At 75.5% G+C, this 20754-nt stretch carries 21 protein-coding genes and 1 riboswitch; of the genes, 5 read left to right on the plus strand and 16 right to left on the minus strand.

Annotated features, from left to right (window positions below):
• Nucleotides 1-73 precede the first annotated feature (73 nt).
• Nucleotides 74-1519, plus strand: coding sequence for a glycosyltransferase family 39 protein (locus tag JUB12_RS20940; protein ID WP_205697380.1), 1446 nt, complete (start codon nt 74-76; stop codon nt 1517-1519).
• Between the two features lie 6 nt (nt 1520-1525).
• On the opposite strand, the gene JUB12_RS20945 is transcribed toward JUB12_RS20940, so the two are convergent.
• Both JUB12_RS20945 and JUB12_RS20950 read right to left on the minus strand, forming a co-directional pair.
• Complete coding sequence (locus JUB12_RS20945; protein ID WP_205697381.1) at nt 1526-1813, minus strand: hypothetical protein; 288 nt, start codon at nt 1811-1813, stop codon at nt 1526-1528.
• Nucleotides 1810-2994, minus strand: a complete 1185-nt coding sequence (locus tag JUB12_RS20950) for a cell wall-binding repeat-containing protein (RefSeq protein WP_205697382.1) — start codon at nt 2992-2994, stop codon at nt 1810-1812. Before JUB12_RS20950 ends, JUB12_RS20945 begins: the two co-directional genes overlap by 4 nt.
• Nucleotides 2995-3110: 116 nt before the next feature.
• A riboswitch (cyclic di-AMP (ydaO/yuaA leader) is annotated at nt 3111-3260 on the plus strand.
• A gap of 9 nt (nt 3261-3269) precedes the next feature.
• Here JUB12_RS20950 and JUB12_RS20955 point away from each other — a divergent pair.
• The 3 genes from JUB12_RS20955 (at nt 3270) to JUB12_RS20965 (ending at nt 4996) form a co-directional block, all read left to right on the plus strand.
• A complete protein-coding gene (locus JUB12_RS20955; RefSeq protein ID WP_205697383.1) occupies nt 3270-3860 on the plus strand; it encodes a hypothetical protein in 591 nt (196 codons plus the stop codon).
• A 69-nt stretch (nt 3861-3929) separates the two neighbouring features.
• On the plus strand, nt 3930-4700 hold the full coding sequence (locus tag JUB12_RS20960; RefSeq protein ID WP_205697384.1) for a PspA/IM30 family protein: 771 nt from the start codon (nt 3930-3932) through the stop codon (nt 4698-4700).
• Nucleotides 4697-4996 carry a hypothetical protein gene (locus tag JUB12_RS20965; protein ID WP_205697385.1) on the plus strand — a complete coding sequence of 100 codons (300 nt, stop codon included), beginning with the start codon at nt 4697-4699 and terminating at the stop codon, nt 4994-4996. Before JUB12_RS20960 ends, JUB12_RS20965 begins: the two co-directional genes overlap by 4 nt.
• A gap of 385 nt (nt 4997-5381) precedes the next feature.
• Here the strand turns inward: JUB12_RS20965 and JUB12_RS20970 are convergent, their stop codons facing one another.
• The 4 genes from JUB12_RS20970 to JUB12_RS20985 are packed head-to-tail and all read right to left on the minus strand — an operon-like array spanning nt 5382 to nt 8981.
• The gene (locus tag JUB12_RS20970; RefSeq protein WP_241004342.1) at nt 5382-6932 is read right to left on the minus strand and encodes an acyl-CoA synthetase; all 1551 of its coding nucleotides are present in this window, start codon (nt 6930-6932) and stop codon (nt 5382-5384) included.
• Complete coding sequence (locus tag JUB12_RS20975) at nt 6929-7726, minus strand: enoyl-CoA hydratase/isomerase family protein (RefSeq protein ID WP_205697386.1); 798 nt, start codon at nt 7724-7726, stop codon at nt 6929-6931. The genes JUB12_RS20970 and JUB12_RS20975 overlap by 4 nt, the downstream gene beginning before the upstream one ends.
• 5 nt (nt 7727-7731) lie before the next feature.
• A complete protein-coding gene (locus JUB12_RS20980) occupies nt 7732-8505 on the minus strand; it encodes an enoyl-CoA hydratase/isomerase family protein (RefSeq protein ID WP_205697387.1) in 774 nt (257 codons plus the stop codon).
• The gene (locus JUB12_RS20985) at nt 8502-8981 is read right to left on the minus strand and encodes a nuclear transport factor 2 family protein (RefSeq protein WP_205697388.1); all 480 of its coding nucleotides are present in this window, start codon (nt 8979-8981) and stop codon (nt 8502-8504) included. The genes JUB12_RS20980 and JUB12_RS20985 overlap by 4 nt, the downstream gene beginning before the upstream one ends.
• Nucleotides 8982-9068: 87 nt before the next feature.
• Here JUB12_RS20985 and JUB12_RS20990 point away from each other — a divergent pair, with 87 nt between their 5' ends.
• On the plus strand, nt 9069-9872 hold the full coding sequence (locus tag JUB12_RS20990) for a TetR/AcrR family transcriptional regulator (RefSeq protein WP_205697389.1): 804 nt from the start codon (nt 9069-9071) through the stop codon (nt 9870-9872).
• Here the strand turns inward: JUB12_RS20990 and JUB12_RS20995 are convergent.
• Genes JUB12_RS20995 through JUB12_RS21040 form a run of 10 tightly spaced genes read right to left on the minus strand, consistent with a single transcriptional unit; the run spans nt 9869 to nt 20689 of the window.
• Nucleotides 9869-10267: a hypothetical protein gene (locus JUB12_RS20995; RefSeq protein ID WP_205697390.1), complete on the minus strand. Its 399-nt coding sequence runs from the start codon at nt 10265-10267 to the stop codon at nt 9869-9871. The two genes, JUB12_RS20990 and JUB12_RS20995, sit on opposite strands and share 4 nt — an antisense overlap.
• Nucleotides 10251-10994 carry a hypothetical protein gene (locus JUB12_RS21000; protein ID WP_205697391.1) on the minus strand — a complete coding sequence of 248 codons (744 nt, stop codon included), beginning with the start codon at nt 10992-10994 and terminating at the stop codon, nt 10251-10253. The genes JUB12_RS20995 and JUB12_RS21000 overlap by 17 nt, the downstream gene beginning before the upstream one ends.
• Nucleotides 10991-12316: an MlaD family protein gene (locus tag JUB12_RS21005; RefSeq protein WP_205697392.1), complete on the minus strand. Its 1326-nt coding sequence runs from the start codon at nt 12314-12316 to the stop codon at nt 10991-10993. The genes JUB12_RS21000 and JUB12_RS21005 overlap by 4 nt, the downstream gene beginning before the upstream one ends.
• A complete protein-coding gene (locus JUB12_RS21010; protein WP_205697393.1) occupies nt 12313-13572 on the minus strand; it encodes an MlaD family protein in 1260 nt (419 codons plus the stop codon). The genes JUB12_RS21005 and JUB12_RS21010 overlap by 4 nt, the downstream gene beginning before the upstream one ends.
• Complete coding sequence (locus JUB12_RS21015; protein ID WP_205697394.1) at nt 13572-14945, minus strand: MlaD family protein; 1374 nt, start codon at nt 14943-14945, stop codon at nt 13572-13574. Before JUB12_RS21015 ends, JUB12_RS21010 begins: the two co-directional genes overlap by 1 nt.
• Nucleotides 14942-16222, minus strand: coding sequence for an MlaD family protein (locus tag JUB12_RS21020; RefSeq protein ID WP_205697395.1), 1281 nt, complete (start codon nt 16220-16222; stop codon nt 14942-14944). Before JUB12_RS21020 ends, JUB12_RS21015 begins: the two co-directional genes overlap by 4 nt.
• Nucleotides 16219-17628 (minus strand): MlaD family protein, encoded by a 1410-nt coding sequence (locus JUB12_RS21025; RefSeq protein WP_205697396.1) that lies wholly within the window; start codon nt 17626-17628, stop codon nt 16219-16221. Before JUB12_RS21025 ends, JUB12_RS21020 begins: the two co-directional genes overlap by 4 nt.
• Entirely contained in the window at nt 17625-18935 is a 1311-nt protein-coding gene (locus JUB12_RS21030) for an MlaD family protein (protein ID WP_205697397.1), read from the minus strand. Before JUB12_RS21030 ends, JUB12_RS21025 begins: the two co-directional genes overlap by 4 nt.
• Before the next feature lie 2 nt (nt 18936-18937).
• Nucleotides 18938-19807 (minus strand): ABC transporter permease, encoded by an 870-nt coding sequence (locus tag JUB12_RS21035; RefSeq protein WP_241004343.1) that lies wholly within the window; start codon nt 19805-19807, stop codon nt 18938-18940.
• Between the two features lie 9 nt (nt 19808-19816).
• On the minus strand, nt 19817-20689 hold the full coding sequence (locus JUB12_RS21040) for an ABC transporter permease (RefSeq protein WP_241004344.1): 873 nt from the start codon (nt 20687-20689) through the stop codon (nt 19817-19819).
• Between the last annotated feature and the right edge of the window lie 65 nt (nt 20690-20754).

A 20754-nucleotide genomic window follows, 5' to 3' on the forward strand; every position in this document is an offset into this window, starting at 1 on the left:
GTGCTAACCACCGGCGGCGCCGCACGATGCGGTGCCTGGCGGAGCGCGGACCGAGGGTAGCCTCCGGCCTCCCGTGCCTCGCCGCCTCCATGTGTGGGCGCTCGTGCTGCTCGCCGCGGTGCTGCGCCTGCCGACGCTCGGCCTGCAGTCGCTCTGGGTCGACGAGGCCGCGACGGCCCGCGTCGTCGACGTCGCCGGCCTCGGCGACCTCCTGCGCATGGTCCGCGACCAGGAGTCCACGCCGCCGCTGACCTACCTCGTCGACTGGCCGCTCGTGCGGCTGCTCGGCGACGGCGAGTGGCCGCTGCGGCTGCCCGCGGCGCTCGCGGGCGTGGCGACGGTGGCCGTCGTCTTCGCGATCGGCGAGCGGCTCGGCGGCCGCCGAGCGGCGATCGCCTGCGGGCTGCTGGCGGCGACGAACCCGCTGCAGGTCTGGTTCTCGCAGGAGGCGCGCTCGTACGCGCTGCTCGTGCTGCTCGTCGCGGGCGCCGTGCTCCTGGCGCTGCGGGCGCTGGAGCGCCCGACGGCGGGACGGCTGGCCGGCTTCGGCGTCGTCGCCGGCCTGGCCCTCACGACCCACTACTTCGCGCTGTTCGTGGTCGCGGGGCTCGTCGGCTGGCTGGCGTGGTCGCTGCGCGCGCGCGTGGGCCCGCGCGAGGCGGTCGCGGGCCTCGCGCCGCTGGTCCTGCTCGGCGCCGCGGTCCTGCCGCTCGCGCTGGACCAGCGCGCCGCCGACCGGGCCGCGTTCATCCGTGACCTCCCGCTCGACGAGCGGCTGCTCGCCGTGCCCAAGCAGTGGCTCGTGGGCTACGACGGGCCGCTCGAGACGCCGCTGGCGGTGGTCGCCTCGGCCCTGGCCCTCGCGGGGCTCGCCGGCCTGGCCCGGCGCTTCGGCCCGCGCGCGCCGGGGGTCCTCGCGCTGGCCGCCGTGCTCGCCGTCTCGCTGCTGGTGCCGCTCGCGAGCGCCCTCGTCGCCGACGACTTCGTCCTCACGCGCAACCTCCTGGCCTCGCAGGCCGTCGCACTGCCGCTGCTCGGCCTCGGCCTGGCCCGGCTGCCCGCGGTCGCGGGACGGATCGCCCTCGCGGCGCTGGCCGCCATCGGCCTCGCCTGCGTCGTGGGGGTCACGACGACGAGCTCGTGGCAGCGCGAGGACTGGCGCGCGGCGACCAGCGCGCTGCCCGCCGTGCCCGGCCGGGTCGTCGCCGTCGTCCCGGGCAGCGGCCGCCTGGCCGCCCAGCACTACCTCGACCTGCCCCAGGCGGGGACGGGCGTCGTCGAGTCGAGCACGATCGACGTCGTCTGGCTCGCGCGCGACGTCAACGGCGACCAGCGCGAGGAGCAGCCGCCCGCGGCGCTCGTGCCGACCGCCGAGGTCGGCCTCGTGCGCGTCGTGCGCGGCGAGGGCTGGACCGTCACGCGCTTCGCGACGGGCGACCGGCGGCTGGTGCCGACGGACCTCAAGGCGGTCCTGGCGCCGCTTCCGCCGGGCAGCGTCGTGCTCGGGCCGAGCCGCTAGGGCGGCTCAGTCGCCGGTGGCCTCGAGGCCACCGCGGTTGGACGGCAGGGCGCCCATCCCCTCCTCGCGCTCGTGGCCGCGGACCTCACCGGAGAAGCCGAGCGTCGTGAGGCGCCGGATCTCCTGCTCGCCGAGCTGGCGCGCCGGGTGGTCCTCCGGCAGGCCCTCGACGAGCCGGGCGATCCGGTTGCGGATCTGCAGCGCGAAGTGCGGGGTGGACGCGCCCATCAGCTGGCGGACGTCGTCGACCGTGGGCTCGCGCTCGAGGCGCTGGGGGTGCTCGGCCTGGCTCATGCGGGCGGCTGGTCGCTTCCGGTGACGGGGACGATCTCGAGGAGGGCGTCGATCTGCGCCTGGACCGCGGTGGAGATCGCGCGGTCGTCGCCGATGAGCCAGCCGCGATTGTAGACCCCGCGCACGGGGTCGCGGGTGTAGCCGGGCTGGATGTCCAGGAGCTGCTGCTCGAGCGGCTTGGGCAGGTCGTCGCGGTCGTCGAGGAGCAGCAGCGGCCCGTAGGTGCCGCTGGCCGAGAGGGGCGCGGCGGCGGCCGCGTCGAGCGGCCGGTCGGTGCGGGCGAAGACGAGGCCGTGGCCGGCGTCCTGCACGCCCCAGCCGAACGCGCCGTCGCTGTAGCGGGCGAACTCGACGGCGTTCGTGACGGGGTCCTGGCCGCCGACGCGCTTCACGCTGCCCAGCCGGCGCAGCTGCGCGGTGACCTTCGGCGGGATGAGCTTCGAGGGGCCGAGGACGTAGATCTTGGGCTGCTGGTGGCTCTTGAGCGCCGCGGCGGTGTCCGCGGGGACGCCGTCCTTGGTGACGAAGAGGACGGGGTCGCCGGACTTCGCCGCCCAGCCCGCGGCGGGCATCGCGAAGGCGGGGTCGTCGCCGCTGGCGATGACGACGCGGTCGCTCGTGCGCCCGCGCGCGGCGGAGGCGAAGGCGTCGATCGCGCGGGTGAGGGCGAAGGCGTTGGCGCCGCGCACGTCGGTCGTGCGGCGGCCCTCGGGACGCGGGACATCGCCCACGCGGATGACCTGCGCGTTGCCCGCCTTGGGCTCGCCGGCGGGCCGCAGCTGCTCGATCGCGGTCCTGGTGGCGGCCGGCAGCTCGCCGGGCTCGTCGGCCAGGAGGACGGGCGCGCGCAACGGCGGGCTCATGAGGACCGAGGCGGCGATGGCCACGCGCCAGTCGCGGGCGTCGACGAGGGCGACGGCCTTCGCGGTGCCCTTCGAGCTGCCGCCGGGGAAGGTGGCGCGGGCGACGGCCGCGGCGTCGGCGATCGCGTCCGCGCCGCCCACGCGCGTGGTGTTCTTCGTCGCGAAGCCCGGGAAGCCGAGGTCCTCCGCGGCGGCCTCGGAGCGCCCGCCGGCGCCCTGGGTCGGGCCGTCGCCGCCGCCGTCCTTCCCGCACGCGGAGAGCGTGAGGGCGGCAGCGAGCACGGCGAGGACGGTGCGAGGGAGGGGAGCCCGGCGCATCGACGAGGACCCTAGCGACGCGCACGTCAGCGGCTCGTCGGTGCGGGTACCACCCGCCCGCCCGGCGGAAGACCACCCGTCCGGGGAGTGCAAGCCGTCTTGCACTGTTGTACGGTTCCGCAGCGAAGCCGAACCTCTGGCGCAGACAGGCCAGGGGACGGGGGACCCACGTTGTTGGGGCGAATCGGGTGGTGCTGCCACCTGAAGCGCTGGCTCGTTCCGCGCTAGCCCGTCAGCTAACCCCGCAGGCGCACGAACGAGAACCACTGCACCACTTGCGGGCCCGCACCACTTCGCCGATCCTCGCCGCGCTCCTGACGAGCGCCGTCTGCGCCTCCGCCGCGCAGGCGCAGACGCCGGCTCCGGCCGCGCCCGCCCCGTCCACGGGCGGCGGCGCGATCTTCGGCCCGGACGACCCGTCGCTGACGGCCACCGTCCCCGGGACGAAGGCCCAGCTGCTGCCCAACGGGATGGCCGCCGCGCCGGACGCCGCTCCGCCGCAGGTCAAGTCGGCGATCTGGGCCGCGAACCGCATCATCGGCAAGCCGTACAAGTACGGCGGCGGGCACGGCAAGGTCGAGGACGCCGGCTACGACTGCTCGGGCACCGTCTCCTACGCGCTGCTGGGCGGCACGATCCTCCGCGGCACCCCGCTGGACTCGTCGTCCTTCATGAAGTGGGGCCGCTCGGGCAAGGGCCAGTGGGTCACCGTCTTCACGAACCCGGGCCACGCCTACGTGGTCATCGCGGGCCTGCGCCTGGACACGAGCGCGGCCGGCGACCCCAGCGGCGCCAAGGGCCCGCGCTGGCGCCCGACGCTGCGCAGCTCCAAGGGCTTCAAGGCCCGCCGCGCGCCCGGCCTCTAGGGCCCTGGGTCCACGGGCGCTGCCCGGGTAGGCTGCGGGCACCACCCCGCGATCGACCCAGGAGCACGCATGGCCGGCATGGGCGGACGGTTCTCGACCGTCATCAAAGCCAAGATCTCGAAGATGCTCGACAAGGCGGAGGATCCGTCTGAGACGCTCGACTACAGCTACCAGAAGCAGCTGGAGCAGCTGCAGGGCGTCAAGAAGGGCATCGCCGACGTCGTCACGGCGAAGAAGCGGCTGCAGCTGCAGAGCCAGAAGCTCGAGCAGTCGGTCGTCAAGCTCGACACGCAGGCCCGCCAGGCGCTGAGCGCCGGCCGCGAGGACCTCGCCCGCACCGCGCTCGAGCGCAAGCAGCTGGCCCAGACCGAGCTGCAGTCGCTGGACTCGCAGGTCGCCGAGCTCGAGGCCCAGCAGCAGCGCCTGACCGACTCCGAGGCCAAGCTGCGCACGAAGGTCGAGGCCTTCCGGACCAAGAAGGAGGTCATCAAGGCCCAGTACTCCGCCGCGGAGGCGCAGGTCAAGATCTCCGAGGCGGCCACCGGCGTGGGCGAGGAGATGGCCGACGTCGGCCTCGCCATGCAGCGCGCGATGGACAAGACCGAGCAGATGAAGGCGCGCGCCGACGCCGTCGCCGAGCTCGAGGAGGCGGGGACCTTCGAGGACCTCACCCAGCTCGGCTCGGGCCAGGACGACATCGACCGCGAGCTGTCGCAGCTCACGAGCGGCGCGGCCGTCGACGACGAGCTGGCCAAGATGCGCGCGGAGCTCGGGTCGGGTTCGGGCGGCGGCGAGGCCAAGCAGCTCGGCGAGGGCCAGCCCGGCGGGGGTGCTGCGTGATCGTCCGCATCGCCGGCGAGGGCCAGTTCGACCTGGCCGATGAGCACCACGGCCGGCTCGACGAGCTCGACGACGCCGTGGTCGCGGCGGTCGAGTCCGGCGACCGGGCCGGCTTCCAGGAGCGCTTCGACGCGCTCCTGCAGTTCGTGCGCTCGACGGCGACGCCGCACGACGCCGAGGACCTCCACCCGTCCGACGTGATCCTGCCCCCGGCCGACCTCACGTTCGACGAGGCCGGGGCGGACTTCAGCGGCGAGGGCCTCGTGCCCGACCCGCCCGAGGGCGCGGCCGCCTAGCGGCCGCGCCGGTCGGGCGGAGGGGAGCCGGCCGGTGCTCGTAGGCTCGGCTCCGCTTGGCGTGCGCGCGGCGGCCCCGTCGGGTGAGTGCCGTCGTGGGCCGTCGTGGGCGCTCCGTCCTTGCGGTGGCTGGGTGCGGCGCAGGCCCTGATCTGCGCTGAGGGAGGGAGTTCGGCCGGCCAGGGCGGGTGGTTCGGCGCCGACCGACCGTGACCCTGGGGTTGAGGGCCTCCCAGGACCCGAAGTCCAGGGTCGCGTTGCGTGGGGCCGTCAACTGCGAACCGGTCCGCAGTTGACGAACCATCGTCGGTGAGTGGGGACTTGCGCTCGCATAGCGGGCGCAACTCCCCACTCACGCTCGCCTAGCGGCCGCGCCTCACCGGCGTCACACCAGCCGCGAGGACCGGTCGGCCCAGTACGCGTCGCGCAGCTTGCGCTTGAGCAGCTTGCCGTTGGGCTCTCGCGGCAGGTCGTCGCGGAAGTCCACCTGCCGCGGGCACTTCACGTCGGCCAGGCGCTCGCGCGTGTAGGCGACGAGCTCGGCCGCGAGCTCGTCGGAGGGCTCGACGCCGTCGGCGACCTGCACGACGGCGCGGACCTCCTCGCCGAAGTCGTCGTTGGGCACCCCGATGACCGCCACGTCGGCCACCTTCGGGTGGACGGCGAGGACGTCCTCGGTCTCCTGCGGGTAGACGTTGACCCCGCCGGTGATGATGAGGTTGGAGCGCCGGTCGGTGAGGAAGAGGAAGCCGTCCTCGTCGACGCGGCCGATGTCGCCGACCGTCGCGACGCCGGGCGCGGTGTAGGCCTCCGCGGTCCCCTCGGCGTCGCCGTGGTACTCGAACGGCCGGCCCTCGGCGAAGCAGACGAGGCCCTCCTCGCCGGGACCGAGCAGCGTCCCGGTCTCCGGGTCGCGGATCTCGAGCTTGCCCATGATCGCCCGGCCGACCGTCCCCGGCCGCTCGAGCCACTGCTGCGATGTGCAGTGGCACAGGCCGATGGCCTCCGACGACGCGTAGAACTCGTGGAGGACCGGCCCCCACCAGTCGATCATCGCGTGCTTGGCCTCGACCGGCATCGGCGCCGCGGCGTGGATCGCCACGCGGTGCGACGAGAGGTCGTAGCGGGCCTTCACCTCGTCGGGCAGGCGCAGCATGCGCAGGAGCATCGTCGGCACCCACTGGCTGTGGGTGATGGCGTGGCGCTCGATCGCCGCCAGCGCCGCCTCGGCGTCGAAGCGCTCCATGAGCACGACCGTGGCGCCCATCCCCGTCGCGGTGAAGCAGTACTTGAACGGGGACGCGTGGTAGTACGGCGCCGGCGACAGGTAGACGCTGTCGGCGTCGAAGGCGAAGAAGCCCTGCAGGAGCGGCGCGAGGATGTTCGTCGTGCCCAGCGGCGTCCCGGGCAGCGCCGGGCGGATGCCCTTCGGTCGCCCGGTCGTGCCGCTGCTGTAGAGCATCTCGGAGCCGTCGACCGCGTCGGGCAGGGGCGCGCCGCCCTGGACGGCGAGCAGGTCGTCCAGCGCCCGCGCGCCCGGGCGCTCGCCGCCGACCGTCAGGACGGCGAGCCCGTCGAGGTCCGCGACGCCCTCGAGCGCGCGCTCGGCGGTCGCGTCGGAGACGACGAGGACCTTCGCGCCGCAGTCGCGCACGACGTAGCCGAGCTCCTCGGCGCCCAGGCGCGTGCTGATCGGCGTGTAGAACGTGCCCGCGTAGTGGGCGCCCCACTGGACGCCGACGACCTCGAGGCGGTTCTCCAGGCACAGCGCGACGTGGTCGCCGACGCCGACGCCGAGGTCGCGCAGCACCCGCGCGAAGCGGGTGGCGTAGCCGTCGAGGTCCGCGTACGTCCACGTCTCGCCGGTGCCCGCCATGACCACCGCCGGCCGGTCACCGCGCTGCGCGACGTGCGCGCCGGGGAAGAGCCCGCTCACGCCGAAGGCTCCCCGAGGGCGCGGCTCGTCGCGACGCGGTCGCGGCCCTCGCGCAGGCGCCGGTGGCCGTCGGGCGTGCGCTCGTGGAAGACCGCCCGCTGGGTCAGGTCGTGCGTGACGCGCAGCTCGTAGGCGATCCCGCCGATGTGGTCCATGTTCTGGGCCCGCAGCGCGACCTCCTTGAGCACGACGGCCATCTCCGCGCCCATCTCCGCGATCCGCCGCGCCTCCTCGAAGGCGCGCTCGCGCAGCTGTCCGACCGGCACGACCTCGTCCACGAGGCCGAGGCGGTGCGCCTCGCGGGCGTCGAAGAGGTCCCCCGTGAAGAACAGCCGGCGTGCGCGCATCGGCCCGACCTTGCGGGCCAGGCCGCCGTAGAAGCCGTTCATCCCGAGCTTGACCTGCGTGGAGGCGAACGCCGCGTTCTCCGAGGCGATCGTGACGTCGCACATGTTCGCCACGTCCATCCCGTAGCCCGGCGCGACGCCCGCCACCGCCGCGACGGTCGGCTTGCGGAAGTCGTAGATCGCCGTCATGAGCCGCGTGGCGAGCTCGGTGAAGCGCCGCTGGTCCTCGCCGGCGATCCCGTCCAGGACGTCGAGCGCCCAGCCCGAGCAGAACCACTCCTCGTTGCCGATCAGCAGCACGCAGGCGACCTCGTCGTCGTCCTCCCAGGCCCGCAGCGCGTCGAGCAGCTCGCCGTGCAGCTCCCAGCCCAGCGCGTTGCGCCGCTCGGGGTCGTCGAGCTGCAGGACGCCGACGCCCTGCTCGACGGCCGTCTTCAGGAACCCCATCGCGCTCACGCTCCCGCCCGCGACTTCGACACCGCGCTGAACGCGGCCTCGAGGCGCTCGGCGACGTCGGGGTGCCAGATGACCTCCCGGTACATGCTCGTCTCGAACGAGAGCGCGCTGATCGGGTCCATCGTGGGGGAGCGGAGCATGAGCTCCTTGTTGAAGACGGCGGTCTTGAGCGTGGTCTCGGCGATCTGGCGCGCGACCTCGGTCGCGGCCGCCACGGCCTGGCCCTCGTCGACGAGGCGGTCGAGCAGGCCGATGCGCAGCGCCTCCTCGGCGTCGATGCGCTGGCCCGTCATCGTCAGGAGCTTGGCCTGGCTGAGGCCGACGAGCTTCCACAGCGGCGAGAAGTACGGCGTGAGGCCGAAGCGCACCTGCGGGAAGCCCAGGACGGCGCCCCGCGCGCCGATGCGCACGTCGCAGAAGACGGCGATGTCGAGCCCGCCGCCCAGGGTCGGGCCGGCGACCGCGGCGATCGTCGGCTTGGGGTGGTCGAGCAGCTGTCCGTAGGCCGCGAGGCAGAGGTCGCCGTAGCGGAAGCGGGTCTCCTCGGTGAAGCCGGACTGCAGCTGGAGGTCGAGCCCCGCGCTGAAGCAGTCGTCGCCGCCCGTGACGACGATCGCGGTGACCTCGTCGTCCTCGCGCCAGGCGGCCAGGCAGTCGGTGAGCTGCTCGAAGAGCTCCGGGCTCAGCGCGTTGCGGCGGTCGGGCCGGTCGAAGGTGATCGTGCCGACGCCGTCCTGCTTGGCGGCGTGGATCTCCGTGTAGGCGCTCACGACGCCACCCCGCCCAGCAGCGAGAGGAAGTACGCCCCGCCGACCTTGCCCTCCCGCGGGGGCAGGAGCTCCATCTGGCGCATCATCTCGACCATGTCGTAGGCGGCCTGGTAGTGGGCGAGGCGGTCGCCGTCGAAGGCCAGGAAGATGTCGCAGCCGTGGCTGTCGAAGCCCGGGTGGTCGGCGAAGCGCGCCGGCGCGCTGCCCCACTGGCGGAAGAGGAAGATCGCCCGCTCGCCGTCGGGGTCGAAGAAGCGTCCGCGCTCCTCGAACTGCACGTCGGGCATGGCCTGCCAGATGCGCTCGACGTACTCGCGCACCGCGTCCTTGCCGTGGAGGACCTCCGGCCAGAACGTGCGGTCGTCCCAGACGACGTCGTCGCTGAGCAGGTCCAGGACCCGCTCGGTCTCGTGGGAGTTCCACGCGTCGAGCCAGCGCGCGGCGAACGTCCCGAGGAACGCCTGTCTCTCGTCCATACACGCGACCATACACGACGTCCGGCCAGCGTGGCCGACTATCTAGACACGTGTCTGGACGCCCGCGCGATCCGGTAGGGTCCCTGCATGGCGACGACGCCCTTCGAGCGGCTGGCGGAGGTCTCCGCGAAGGCCGCCAGCAGCCGGCGGCCCAACCGCGACCGGCGCAGCGACGTCGAGGCCAACATCCTCAACGCGGCCGAGCGCCTGCTCGACACCGTCCCCCTCCAGGACCTCTACGTCTCGAACATCATCAGCGAGGCCGGGATCTCGCGGGCGACGTTCTACTTCTACTTCTCGTCGAAGTTCGCGGTGCTCGGCGCGCTGCTCGCGCGCACCGCGGAGGACATCTTCAACGCGGTCCAGCCGTGGGTGGCCGAGGGCGACGGCGACGTGCGCGAGCGCCTGCGCCAGAGCCTCGTGGCCGCCGCGGCCGTGTGGAAGGAGCACGAGGCGGTCACGCGCAGCGCCGCCGAGCACTGGACCACCGAGCCCGACATCGCCGACCTGTGGGCGACCGTCGTCGACTCCTTCACCGAGCTGTTCATCGAGCTGGTCGAACGCGACCGCGCGGCGGGTGCCGCGCCCGACGGGCCGGACCCCCGGCCGATCGTCGGCGGGCTCGTGTGGGCCACCGAGCGCCTCTTCTACATCGCCTCCACGGGGCGCGACCCGCGCATCCCCGACCACGAGGTCGCCGTCGACGTCCTCTTCCGGATGTGGTCCTCGGCGCTGTACGGCGCGGTCGCGCCGGAGCCCCCGGCGACCGCCCAGCCCGTCGCGGACGCCGCGCCGCCCGCTCCCGCGCCGCCGCGCACCGGCGCCAAGCGCCGCGTGCCGGTCTGGAAGGCCGCCGGCCTCGACGGCGACGGCGACGCCACCCAGGGCTAGCCGACGAGGAGCGTCACCGCGACGCTCGCCGCCACCGCGGCGACGCCGACGGCCACCAGGCCCACCGGCCCGAGGCCGTGGCGGCCCGACGCCTGCGGGACCCAGGCCGCCGACCGGCGTGGTGCCGCGGCGGTCGCCGCCCGGCGGCGCCGGGGCCCGTCCTCGGCCAGGCGCGGGGCGAGGCCGCGGACCGCCAGGGCGAGCAGCGGGGTCGCGAGCATCGCCCACAGCCCCGTCAGCGGGACCGCGACGAGCACCGCCACCGCGCCGAAGCCCCGCAGGAGCGCCACGGACACCAGCACGGCCGCGACGACCACCGCGAGCGCCGCCACCGCGCAGGCCACGCCCCCGAGGCGGCGCGCGGTGCGCCCGGCCGCGCTAGTCGCGCGCGGCACGGTCGGCCTCGAGCAGCTGCGCGCGATGCGCCCGGGCCGCGGCCAGCACGTGGCGGGCGATCGCCTCCACCTCGCCGGCGTCGAGCTCGGTGGTCGGCGGCGCGCGGCGCGCGTCGCCGAGCTCCTCGCGCAGGACCTCGACCGCCAGCCGCGCCCCGCCGCGCGCGGCGCGCAGGCGCCCGTGCTCGAGGTCGAGCAGCACGCGCAGGGCCAGCTCCTCGCCCTCGAGCGGCCCGACGACGCCGCGCAGCGCCCCGGCCACCTCCTGGCTGATGCGGACCTGCTCGGTGCGCTCGGCACCCCGGATGCGCCGCGGGGGGCGCGCGGCGGGCGCCGCCTCGCCGAGCACGAGGCCGTCCCGGACCTCCTCGAACGCGGCCGTCCCGAAGCGCACCGAGCGCGCGTCGGCCGCGGTCACCTCCAGCGCGTAGGGGTCGCCGACGGCACAGCGCGCGGCGCGGATCGCGACGTTGAGGTGCGCCAGCGCGGCGGCCTGGAGCGCCGCCCGCTCGGCCTCGCCGGCCGCCCCGCCCGCAAGCACGTCGCCGTCGCGCAGCAGGGTCGCGGTCTGCAGCGGCACGGGGGCCGGATCGGGGCCGCGCCGGCGCCCCAGCCGGGCCGCCGGCGCGTCGACGACGTCGAGCAGCAGCACGTCGGCGTCCCCGGCGGGGTAGGTGCCCGCCGGCACGCCGAGGTGGTGCGTGAACTCCAGCCGGCAGAACCTCACCCGGAGGACGGTATCCGCGGGACCTTGCCGTCCCAGGGCCGCGGCGTGCCGATCGTCCCGGGCTCGGGGAACGGGTTGCGCTGCAGCTTGCGGATGCGCCCGACGCCGGTCACGTCGAGCACCCGGTCGAAGAGCTCGCGGCTCTTCGCGTCGAGCAGTCCCAGGTTCTCCGGGCCGACCAGCGGGTGGACGCGGATGATCGCGCCGAGCGCGTCGTACTCGTTGTTGGGAGCGCCGACGTTCGCGAAGAAGGAGCCGAACTCGCGCGAGTAGCGGCCCAGGTGCTGCAGCGCCGGGTTGAGCGTCGCGAGCAGCGGGCCCAGCTCGTCCATGAGCGGCGCCGTGGCCGACGACACGTCGCGCAGGCGGGCCAGCAGCGGGTCGGCCGCCTCCACCAGGCGCGGGACGCGGTCGAAGAGCCGCCGGGCCTGCCCGGCCGCGGGCTCGAGGTCGCGGACCGTCGGGCGCAGGGCGACCGCCGCGCGCGTCACCGCGTCGACGCGCCCGGCCGAGCGCCGGGCGAAGCCCCCGAGCTGGGCGGTCGTGGCCTCGGTCTGGCGCAGGAGGCCGGGCAGCGCGCGGACGGTCTCGGCGATCTGGCCGTCGCGGGCCGCGAGCGCGTCGGCGGCGCCCTTGCCGGCCCGGACCAGCTCGCCGAGCTGCCGGTCACGGTCGGCGATCGCCGCCAGCAGCGTGCCCGTGCGGTCGACCACTGCGTGGACGTCGTCGCGCTGGGTGGCCAGGGTGCGGGCGACGACGCCGCCGTCGCGGACCGTCGGCGCCAGCGCGCCGAGCGCCCGGTTGAGGTCCTCGCCGCGCCCGTCGACCAGGCGCGCGCTGCCGCGCAGCGTGCGCTGCAGGCGCCGGCGCGTCGGCCGGTCGAGGACCGAGAGGACGTCGTCGAGCTGCACCGCGTCGTCGGACTGGCGCAGGGCGAAGCGGCCGCCGTCGGGCATCGTCCCCCCGGCCTTCGAGCCAGGCTCGACGCTGAGGTAGTTCTCGCCGAGCAGCGTCTTGGTCCGCACGAGGAAGCGGCTCTCGCGCGGCAGCGGCGCGTGCGCGTCGTCGACCTCGAAGGTGATGCGCGCGGTGCCGCCGGGCAGGGGACGCACCTCCTTGACCGAGCCGATGGTCACGCCCGCGGCGCGCACGTTCGACGTCGGGCTCAGCGTCACCGCGGTCGGGACGTCCACCGAGACGGTGTAGGGCGCCTCGAGCCGGACCTTGCTGCCGGTCTTGCCGAAGAGGAAGAGGAAGATCGCGCCCGTGGCCGCCACGAAGGCCAGCAGCGCGAGGGCCATGCGCGGCATCGAGGGCGTCACGGCTTGACCTGGTCGTCGCAGTTCGGGGACTTGGTGAGGCCCGTGACGCCGGTCCCGTTGCCCTTGACGGAGTCGAGGCCCAGCGAGACCGAGCCGCGCGGGTACGAGCTGTAGCCGTCGCGGAACTTGATGACCGACAGCGTCCAGGACATGAAGCGCGCGAACGGCGTCTCGCACGCCGCGAGCTGGCGCGTGGCGAGGTCGACGTCGGCCACCTGCGGGCGCAGGGCCGAGGTGGCGCGGTCCAGCCGCTCGCCGGTGCGCGGCAGGACGGAGGACAGGCGGGCGAGCTCCTGCACGGCGGGCCGCAGGCGCTCGGCGGCGGGGCGCAGGTCGCCCGACAGCGACCGGACGCCGTCCAGCGCGTCGCCGAGCCTGCGCGCGGCCGGGCGCAGCGCGGTGAGCGCCGGCTCGAGGTCGTCCTGCGCCGTGCCCAGCCGCGCGAGCGCGGTGCGCAGCTCCGCGACGGTCCCGGGGAGCTGGCCGAGCGTGGCCGAGAGCTCGCGGTCGTGGGCGGCGAGCGCGCCGAGCGCCCGGTTGCCGTCGGTCACCAGGCGGCGCAGGCGGTCGTCGCGGGTGGCCAGCGCGCGCATCAGGTCGCCCGAGGAGGAGACGAGGCGCCTGAGGCGCGCCTTGCGGACCGCGAGCGCGTCGGCCACGTCGGTCGCGGCCGTGAGGAACGGCCCGAGCTGGGTGAACCCGCGGCGCAGCGCGGCGCCGCCGTCGTCGGCCGCGGCGCCGAACTGCGTCAGCAGCGAGCGCAGCCGCGTGCGCGCGTCGGCGTCGAAGCTCTGCAGCACGCGGGACACGTCGACGGGCGTGACCGACTGGGCGGCGGGGACGACGCGGGAGGCGTCCAGGACGCCGGCGTCGGGCGTGCCGCGCGACATCTCGACGTACATGTCCTGCAGCGGCGTCTTGGGACGCAGCCGGAAGGTCGCGTTGCGGAAGACCGGCGCATAGCGCTCCTCGATGGCGAGGTCGAGGACCGCGCGACCGCCCTCGAGCTCCGCGGCCTTGACGAGCCCGACCTCGACGCCGGCGACCCGGACGGCCTGCTGGCCGGCGACCACGCCCTTGGCGTCGTCGAAGGCGACGCGCACCTGCGCGTAGTCGTCCCACGGCCGCTGGAAGGTCTGCTGGGACACGAGCGCCGCCGTCATGGCGACCGCGCAGACGGCCAGGACGGCGAGCACGGCGAACGGCCCGCGCGCCCGGCGCAGCTCGAGGGCCAGCCGACCACGTGCGCCGGCCATCAGCCGCCACCTCCCTGCTGCTCGGACGGGTTGTCGTCGCCGTTGGGGACCGGCGGCTTCTGCCCGAGCAGCTGCGCCGCGAGGACGTTGAGGTTCTCGCAGGTCAGCTGCTCCTTCGGGTCGGTCAGCAGGACCGTGCAGGGCAGGATGCCGCTGAGCGCCCGGCCGCTGACGCCGCCCTCGAAGCTGATGGCGTGGCCCTGGCCGTCGAAGATGGAGGTCGAGTCGGCGATCTCGGACGCCAGCGGTCCGATCAGCGTGTACAGCGGCCGCTTCGTGTCGGCCTCGGGCTTCTCGAGGTACGGGATCGTGCGGTCGCGCAGGCGCTCGGCGACGGGCTGGAGGTCCTGGACGAGCGGCAGGCCCGCGCGCGTGCTGGCCCGCAGGTTGCGCAGCGCCGGGACGAGGTCGCGCACGAGCGGCCGGGCCCGGTCCAGGAGGGGCGTCGTGGCGCGCAGCGCGCCGCGCAGGTCGACGACCGCCGGGCGCACGTCGCGGGCGTGGGGGCGGACGTCGGCCACGAGCGGGTCGAGCACGTCGAGCAGGCCGTCGAGGCGCGCGAGCTCGCGGCGCGCCGTGCCGAGGCTGCCCGGGGCGAGGCGCAGCGTCCGGCTGAGGTCGGCGGCGCGCGCGGCGGTGACCCCGAGGGTCGTGCCGGCGCCGTCGACCAGCCCGGCGAGGTCGCGCTCGCTGCGCGAGAGCTGCGCCGCCACGCGCCGCGTCTGGGCGATCGTCTCGCCGAGGTCGCCGGGACGCTCGCCGCGCAGGCCCGGCAGCCCGCGCTGGACGGCCCGCAGTGCCGGTGCGAGCGGCCGCGCCGCCCGGCCGACGGCCTCGGGGTCCGCGAACGCGTCGGCGACGCCCCGCAGCGACTGCCCGACGCCGCGGCGCGCCTGGGCGCTGAACGCGTCGAGGAGCTGGTCGAGCTCGACCTGGTGCATCGTGCGCCGCTCGCTGATGGGGCGGTCGCCCAGCGGCCCCGGCGCGGTGCCGGGGTCCAGCTCGACGTACATGTTGCGTCCCAGCAGGGTGCGCCACCAGACGATCGCCCGGGCGTCGGCGCGCAGCGCGTCGCGGTCGGCGGGCTCCAGCGCCATCGTCACCACGGCGATGCGCCCGCCGGGCTCGCCGCGGACCTCCGTGACCTTGCCGACGTCGATGCCCTTCACGCGCACCGGCTGGCCGGAGCGCACGTTGGAGGCGTCGGTGAAGCGGGCCTGCACCTCGACCAGGCCACGGTCGCGCAGGAACGGCACGCCGCCCGAGAACGTGATGACCACGACGACGGCGCCCAGCAGCAGCGCCGCCACGCCGGCCCGGCGGCGGCGGGTGTGCTCGCGCCGGCGGCGGCGGGCGAGGACGTCGGCGCTCACGGCAGCGCCACCGCGTCCTTCGGCGTCTGGCACGGCGCGGGATAGGGGTTGCGCGCGGTGCCCGGCAGCGTCGCCTTCGGGTCGACGAAGCCGCTGATGCTGTTGAAGCCAGCCGTCGTGACGGCGAGGCGCAGGACGTTCTGGCCGTTGGCGCCGTTGGACAGCATGGACGACCAGTTGTCGGTGAGCAGCAGCATGTCGCAGCGCCGCGGGGCGAGCTCGAGGACGACCGGACGCAGGGCGGCGGTCGCGGTCGACACGCGGGGCAGCACGTCGCGCGTGGCGCGCAGCAGGCGCAGCGCCGGGTCGGTGGCCGCCCGGCCCAGGCGCAGGGTGCGCCGCAGGTCCTCGACGTGGCGGTTGGCCGAGCCGATCATCCGGTCGGTGCTGCGCAGCGCGCCGGGCGCGTCGCGCAGGACCGGCTGTGCGCGCCGGGCGAAGCGCTCGGCGGCCCGCAGCAGCGGGTCGGTCTGGGCCAGGCCGGTGCGGGCGGTGCGCAGGGCGCGCGGCGCCGCGTCGAGGGCCGCCTGCAGGGCCGCGCGCTGGTCCAGGGCGGCAAGCACGCGGCTGCCGGGGCCCCAGCCCTCGGCCGCGGCGAAGCGCTGGGGCTCGAGGGCGCGGACGACCTGGGCGCCGGCGGTGAGCAGGCGCGGCACGCTCTGCGGGTCGGCGGCGAGCGGCTGCATCGCGCGCCCGAGGTCCCGGACCATCGCCGGCGCCGGCGCGAGCGTCGCGTTGAGGTCCTCGCCCCGGCCGGCGGCCGAGGTGCCGAGCTCGCGCAGCAGGCGCTGGGCGCGGCCGCGCGTCGGGCGGTCGAGGGCGGAGAGGACGGCGTCCACGGGCTCGGCGGCGCTCGTGCGCTGCGCGGGGATCACCTCGTTCTCGCCGAGCGGCTCCCGGGCGCTGCCGGGGAACAGCTCGACGTAGGGGGTGCCGACGGCGCTGCGGGGCCGCACGCGCAGCCGGGCGTCGGCCCGCAGCGGCTCGAGGTCGGCCTCGAGCTGCAGCTCCGCGGTCGCGCGGCCGTCCTCGATGCGCGGGTCGAGGACCTGGCCCACCAGGCGGCCGGCGACGCGCACCTGCGTGTGGGCCGTCAGGCCGGCGGCGTCCTGGAACTGCGCGGTGACCGTGTGGTACTCGCGGCCGGGCACGGAGTTGGGCGCGTTGAGCCCGGCCCACAGGAAGGCGGCCGCGACGACGAGCGTGCCCAGGCTCAGGACCAGGACGCGCCTGCGGGAGAGCCCCTGCGGGCCGTGGCTGCGGCGGCGGCGGATCATCCGAGCAGGAAGTCCAGGAGCCGGCGGACCTCGGGCAGCACCGGGCCGTCCTGCGCCCCGCGCTGGACCTGCTCGACGGTCTTGCGGACCTCCTCGGGCAGGCGCTTGACGGCGTCGGGCAGCTGCTTGACCGCCTCGGGCAGCCGCGCGGGCGCCTCGGGGAGGTCCCGCACCGCGTCGGGCAGCGACGGGCGCGCCGGGCGAGCGGGACGCCTCGCCGTCGTGCGGCGCTTGGTCGGCTGGGGCGTCAGCTGGGAGATGACGCCGCGCACCACCGTCGGGCTGGCGACGACGCGCAGGCGGAAGTAGTGGCCCAGCGAGTCGCTCTGGTTGATGGCCCGCGTCCAGTTCTGCATGACGTGCAGGACCCCGGAGAAGACCTTCCCGCGGCCGAGGCTCTCGACCGTCGGCCGCGCGTCCTCGCCGAACCGGGCGACGTCGCCGAGGGTCGACGTGAGCCGCCGCACGTCCGGCCGCGCGTCACGGCCCAGGCGTCGCAGGTCGGGCGCGACCTCGCGCGCGGTGTCCAGCGTGCGGCCCGTCGTCCGGGCGAACGCGGGCAGGCCGCCGAGGACGTCGGTCAGCTCGGGCGCCGCGCGGCGCAGCTGGCGGGCCGCCGGCCCGAGGTCCTGCGCCGTGGCGGAGAGGCGCCGCAGGGACGAGCGCAGCTGCACCAGCGTGCCGGGCGCCTCGCGCACCGTCGCGGCCAGCTGGGCGCGCCGCGCGGCGGCGGTGCCGAGCAGCCGCTGGAGCGCGGTGACGAGCGCAGACACGTCGCGGGCCTTGCGCGCCGACGGCGTCACGACGCGCTCGCCGCGCTCGATGAGCTCGCCGAGCGCCGCGTTCTCGCCGGCCACCTGCCGCAGGACGCCGCGCGTCTCGCGCAGCGTGCCCGGGAGCTGCTCCAGCAGCTCGCCGAGGTCCTGGCCGCGCTGGGCGAGGCCGAGGCCGGCCTCGTTGACGAGGATGCGCAGCTGCATCCGCGTGGTGGCGTCCAGCGTGTTGAAGACGTCGTCGAGCTGGACCTCGGAGCTCGTGCGCGAGAGCGGGATCCAGGAGCCCGACGGCTGGGGCCGGCGGCGGTCGCCCGGCTGGAGGTCGAGGTACTTCTCGCCGAGGAGGTTCGCGGCCCTGGCCGACAGGCGGGCGTCGGGTCCGATGCGCCCGGCCTCGTCGTCGAGCTCGACCTCGACCCAGGCGACGTCGTCGCGCGAGACGCCGACGTCGGCGACGCGCCCGGCCTCCACGCCGTCGACGCGCACGACGTAGTCCTTGCCGATGCCCTCCGCGTCGGCGATGCGGGCCTTCACGACGTAGGGGTCGTCGCCGCGGGCGCCGAGGGCCAGGACGCCCGCGAGGACGGCGACGCCGACGAGCAGCGCCCCGAGGACCGCCGGCGCCCTCACGGCCGCTCCCAGTCGTTCTTGGCGTCGGCCGCGGCCGCGTCCAACCCGCACTCGGGGAGGTACCGGGGCTGGTCGGACAGCGCGCCCGGCGCCGGGATGCCGTTGTAGGTGAGCCCGGAGAGCTTGTCGGTCAGGTCGCTGCCGATCGGGTTCTCCTGGAAGACCGACGCGCCGAACATCAGGCGGGCGCGGACGTAGTGGTCCTCGCTGTCGTAGCCCTGCGTGTAGCCGGCCCAGTTCGTCGCGAGGCTCGCGAGGTCGGGCGCGAAGGGCGCGATGCACCGCGCGATCGGACGGCCGCGGCGGGCGACCGGCTCGAGCGTCCGGCTCAGCGGGACCAGGCGGCGCAGCAGCTCGGTCGTGGGCGGCGCGGCGTCCTGGGCGACGTCGGCGAGCTTCGCGCCGTCGCGGGCCACGCGGCGCAGGTCGCCCAGCGCCGGGTTGGTGACGCGGGCGAGGCTCGGCAGCTCGCGCACCCCCGGGTCGAGGTCGCGCAGCAGGGCCTCGAGCGGGTCGAGGCTGCGGTCGACGCGGCCCAGCGTGCGCGTCGCCTGGCGGAAGGCGCCCGGGACCTCGTCCAGCGTGCGGCGCGTCGCGTCGGTGTGGTCGGCGAAGACGGCGAAGGTCCTGGCCGCCACCTCGACGAGGTCGGCGACCTGCTCGCGCCGCTGGGCCAGGACGGTGGTGAGGCGCCGCCCGCTGCTGAGCAGCCCGCTGAGGCTCTCGCGGCTGTCGGCGAGGTCGCGCAGGACCGCGCCGGTGGGCCGGATCGCGTCGTCCAGCCGGCCCAGGCCGGCGTTGAGGTCGGCGCCGGCCGCCGCGTCCAGCGACCGGCCGGTGCCGTCGAGCATCCGCCGCAGGTCGCGCCGCTGCGGCGCGCGGAAGGTGTTGAGCAGCTCGTCGAGCTCGACGGGCTCGGAGGAGTCGGCGCGGCCGATGACGCTGCCGTCGCGCAGGGCCGGCGCGCCGTCGGGGCCGGGCTCGAGCTCGATGCGCCGGTTGCCGTTGCCGGCGGTGCTGCCCCAGCGGATCGCGGCCATGGTCCCGGCGCGCAGCGGCCAGACCGTGTCGTCGTCGATGCCGAGCTCGACGAGGGCGAGGCCGTCCTCGTAGCGGACGTCGGAGACCTTGCCGACGTCGACGCCCGCCGCCTGCACGTCCATGCCCGGCGCGAGGTTCACCGCGGCGTCGAAGGCGACGCGGACGTGGTGGTCCTGGGTGCGGGTCCCGACCGCCCACCAGGCGACCGCGACCACCGCGACGGCGGCGACGACGGTCCACGGGCGGTCGAGCAGGAGCCGGCGCACCGTCAGCCGCCCACCGGCGCGTTGGGGGTGAAGCCCCAGAAGAGCATCGCGAAGAGCGCGCCCAGGACGTGGACGAGCACGAGGTTGACCACCATCGAGCGCGCGGTCGCGGCGCCCACGCCGGCCGGTCCGCCGGTGGCCCGGTAGCCGTAGAAGAGGCCGACCAGGACGATGGTGAGCGCGAACACCATCGCGATGACGATCGAGCAGATCAGGTCGCGCGGGTTCTGGTACTGCCAGTGCACCGACGACCAGGCGCCGCTGGAGATCTCGCCGATCTGCACCACGATCGTCAGGTACTCCGCGAGGAACTGGAAGCCGATCCCGATCGCGTAGATGAAGGGGAAGGCCAGCAGCGCCGCGACGACCCGGGTCGCGATGAGGTAGCGCATCGGGTCGACGCCCATGGTCTTCATGCCGTCGATCTCGTCGTTGATGCGCATCGACCCGATCTCGGCGACCAGGCCGCACCCGACCTTCGCGGCGAGGATGTAGCCGAACATGAGCGGCGCGGTGACGCGGATCGTCGCCCAGGCCGTGAAGACGCCGGAGTAGGACTGCGCCCCGTAGCCGCGCAGGATGTAGGCCGCCTCCGTGCCGACGGTGCTGCCGATCACGAACTGCATGCCCCAGATCACGAGGGCGCTGCCGGTGATGTAGATGCCCGCCTGGCGCAGGACCTCCGCGCTGGAGCGCCATGTCCCGCGCGAGCCCTGGAGCACCGCCAGGACGAAGACGGCGAACTCCCCCGCGCCGTCCACCGTGCGCCGGACCGGCCCGAGCCAGCCCTCGGCCGCGCGGCCGGCGACCGACGGCTCGCCCTGGGTGAGCGCCGGCACACGGTCGCGCGACGGGATGCGTGCTGCTTCCACCGCGGGCGCCTAGTGGAGGTTGCCGGTCTCGGGGAACGCGCCGAGCAGGAGGGCGGTGAACATGAAGTTGACCACCCAGATGCCGGCGAAGGCGATGACGACGGCCTGGTTGACCGCGCGCCCCACGCCCTCGGGGCCGCCCCGCACCGTCATGCCCTTGTAGCAGCAGACGACGGCGATGATGAACCCGAAGAGGCTGCACTTGATCGCGCTGCCCAGGAGGTCGGGGAGGCTGAAGTTCGACGTGAAGGTCGAGACGAAGCCGGCCGCCGGCTCCTGGAAGACGACGACCGTCGCGAAGAGGGCGCCGAGGATCCCGCTGAGGACCGCGACCATGTTCATCAGGGCGGTGACGACGCCCAGCGCCAGGAAGCGGGGGACGACCAGCGACCGCACCGCGTCGACGCCCATGACCGCCAGCGCGTCGAGCTCGTCGCGGGCCTTGCGGGCGCCGAGGTCGGCGCAGATGGCGGTGCCGGCGACGCCCGCGAGCACCATCGCGTTGACCCACGGCGCGAACTCGCGGACCGACGCGGCGACGAGGAAGGCGCCCGACCGGTCGACCGAGCCGAAGATGTTCAGCAGGTTGTTGGGCTGGACGCCGGCGTTGCCGAAGCCGAAGGCGAGCGTCGAGATCGTCACGGGGATCAGGCAGCGCACGAGCGTGAGGTAGGCCTCGCGCAGGAACTCGCCCGTCCACGAGTACGGCGGGGTGACGGCGGTGCGCATCGCGCGCAGGCCGAGGTCGACCATCCCCGCCAGCTCCTCGAGCACGTGCCACAGGCGGCCCTCCCCGGGGGAGCGCAGCCGGCGCGGCGCCGGGGCGCGCGGCGCGGGCACCGCCACCTCGAACCCACGGGGCACCGTCGGCTCCGCGCTCATGCGCCCAGCCCTCCGTGTCCACCCCGCGGCGTCCGTGCGGTCCTCCCGAGACCCATCGCACGCGA

The organism is Conexibacter sp. SYSU D00693, from assembly GCF_017084525.1.
Lineage (GTDB): Bacteria > Actinomycetota > Thermoleophilia > Solirubrobacterales > Solirubrobacteraceae > Baekduia.

Bases quoted from the DNA above. Each gene is read 5' to 3' on its own strand.
- JUB12_RS20945 (WP_205697381.1), bottom strand. From the start codon at position 1,813: ATGAGCCAGGCCGAGCACCCCCAGCGCCTCGAGCGCGAGCCCACGGTC.
- JUB12_RS20950 (WP_205697382.1), bottom strand. From the start codon at position 2,994: ATGCGCCGGGCTCCCCTCCCTCGCACCGTCCTCGCCGTGCTCGCTGCC.
- JUB12_RS20960 (WP_205697384.1), top strand. From the start codon at position 3,930: ATGGCCGGCATGGGCGGACGGTTCTCGACCGTCATCAAAGCCAAGATC.
- JUB12_RS20975 (WP_205697386.1), bottom strand. From the start codon at position 7,726: ATGGGGTTCCTGAAGACGGCCGTCGAGCAGGGCGTCGGCGTCCTGCAG.
- JUB12_RS20985 (WP_205697388.1), bottom strand. From the start codon at position 8,981: ATGGACGAGAGACAGGCGTTCCTCGGGACGTTCGCCGCGCGCTGGCTC.
- JUB12_RS20990 (WP_205697389.1), top strand. From the start codon at position 9,069: ATGGCGACGACGCCCTTCGAGCGGCTGGCGGAGGTCTCCGCGAAGGCC.
- JUB12_RS21010 (WP_205697393.1), bottom strand. From the start codon at position 13,572: ATGGCCGGCGCACGTGGTCGGCTGGCCCTCGAGCTGCGCCGGGCGCGC.
- JUB12_RS21020 (WP_205697395.1), bottom strand. From the start codon at position 16,222: ATGATCCGCCGCCGCCGCAGCCACGGCCCGCAGGGGCTCTCCCGCAGG.
- JUB12_RS21040 (WP_241004344.1), bottom strand. From the start codon at position 20,689: ATGAGCGCGGAGCCGACGGTGCCCCGTGGGTTCGAGGTGGCGGTGCCC.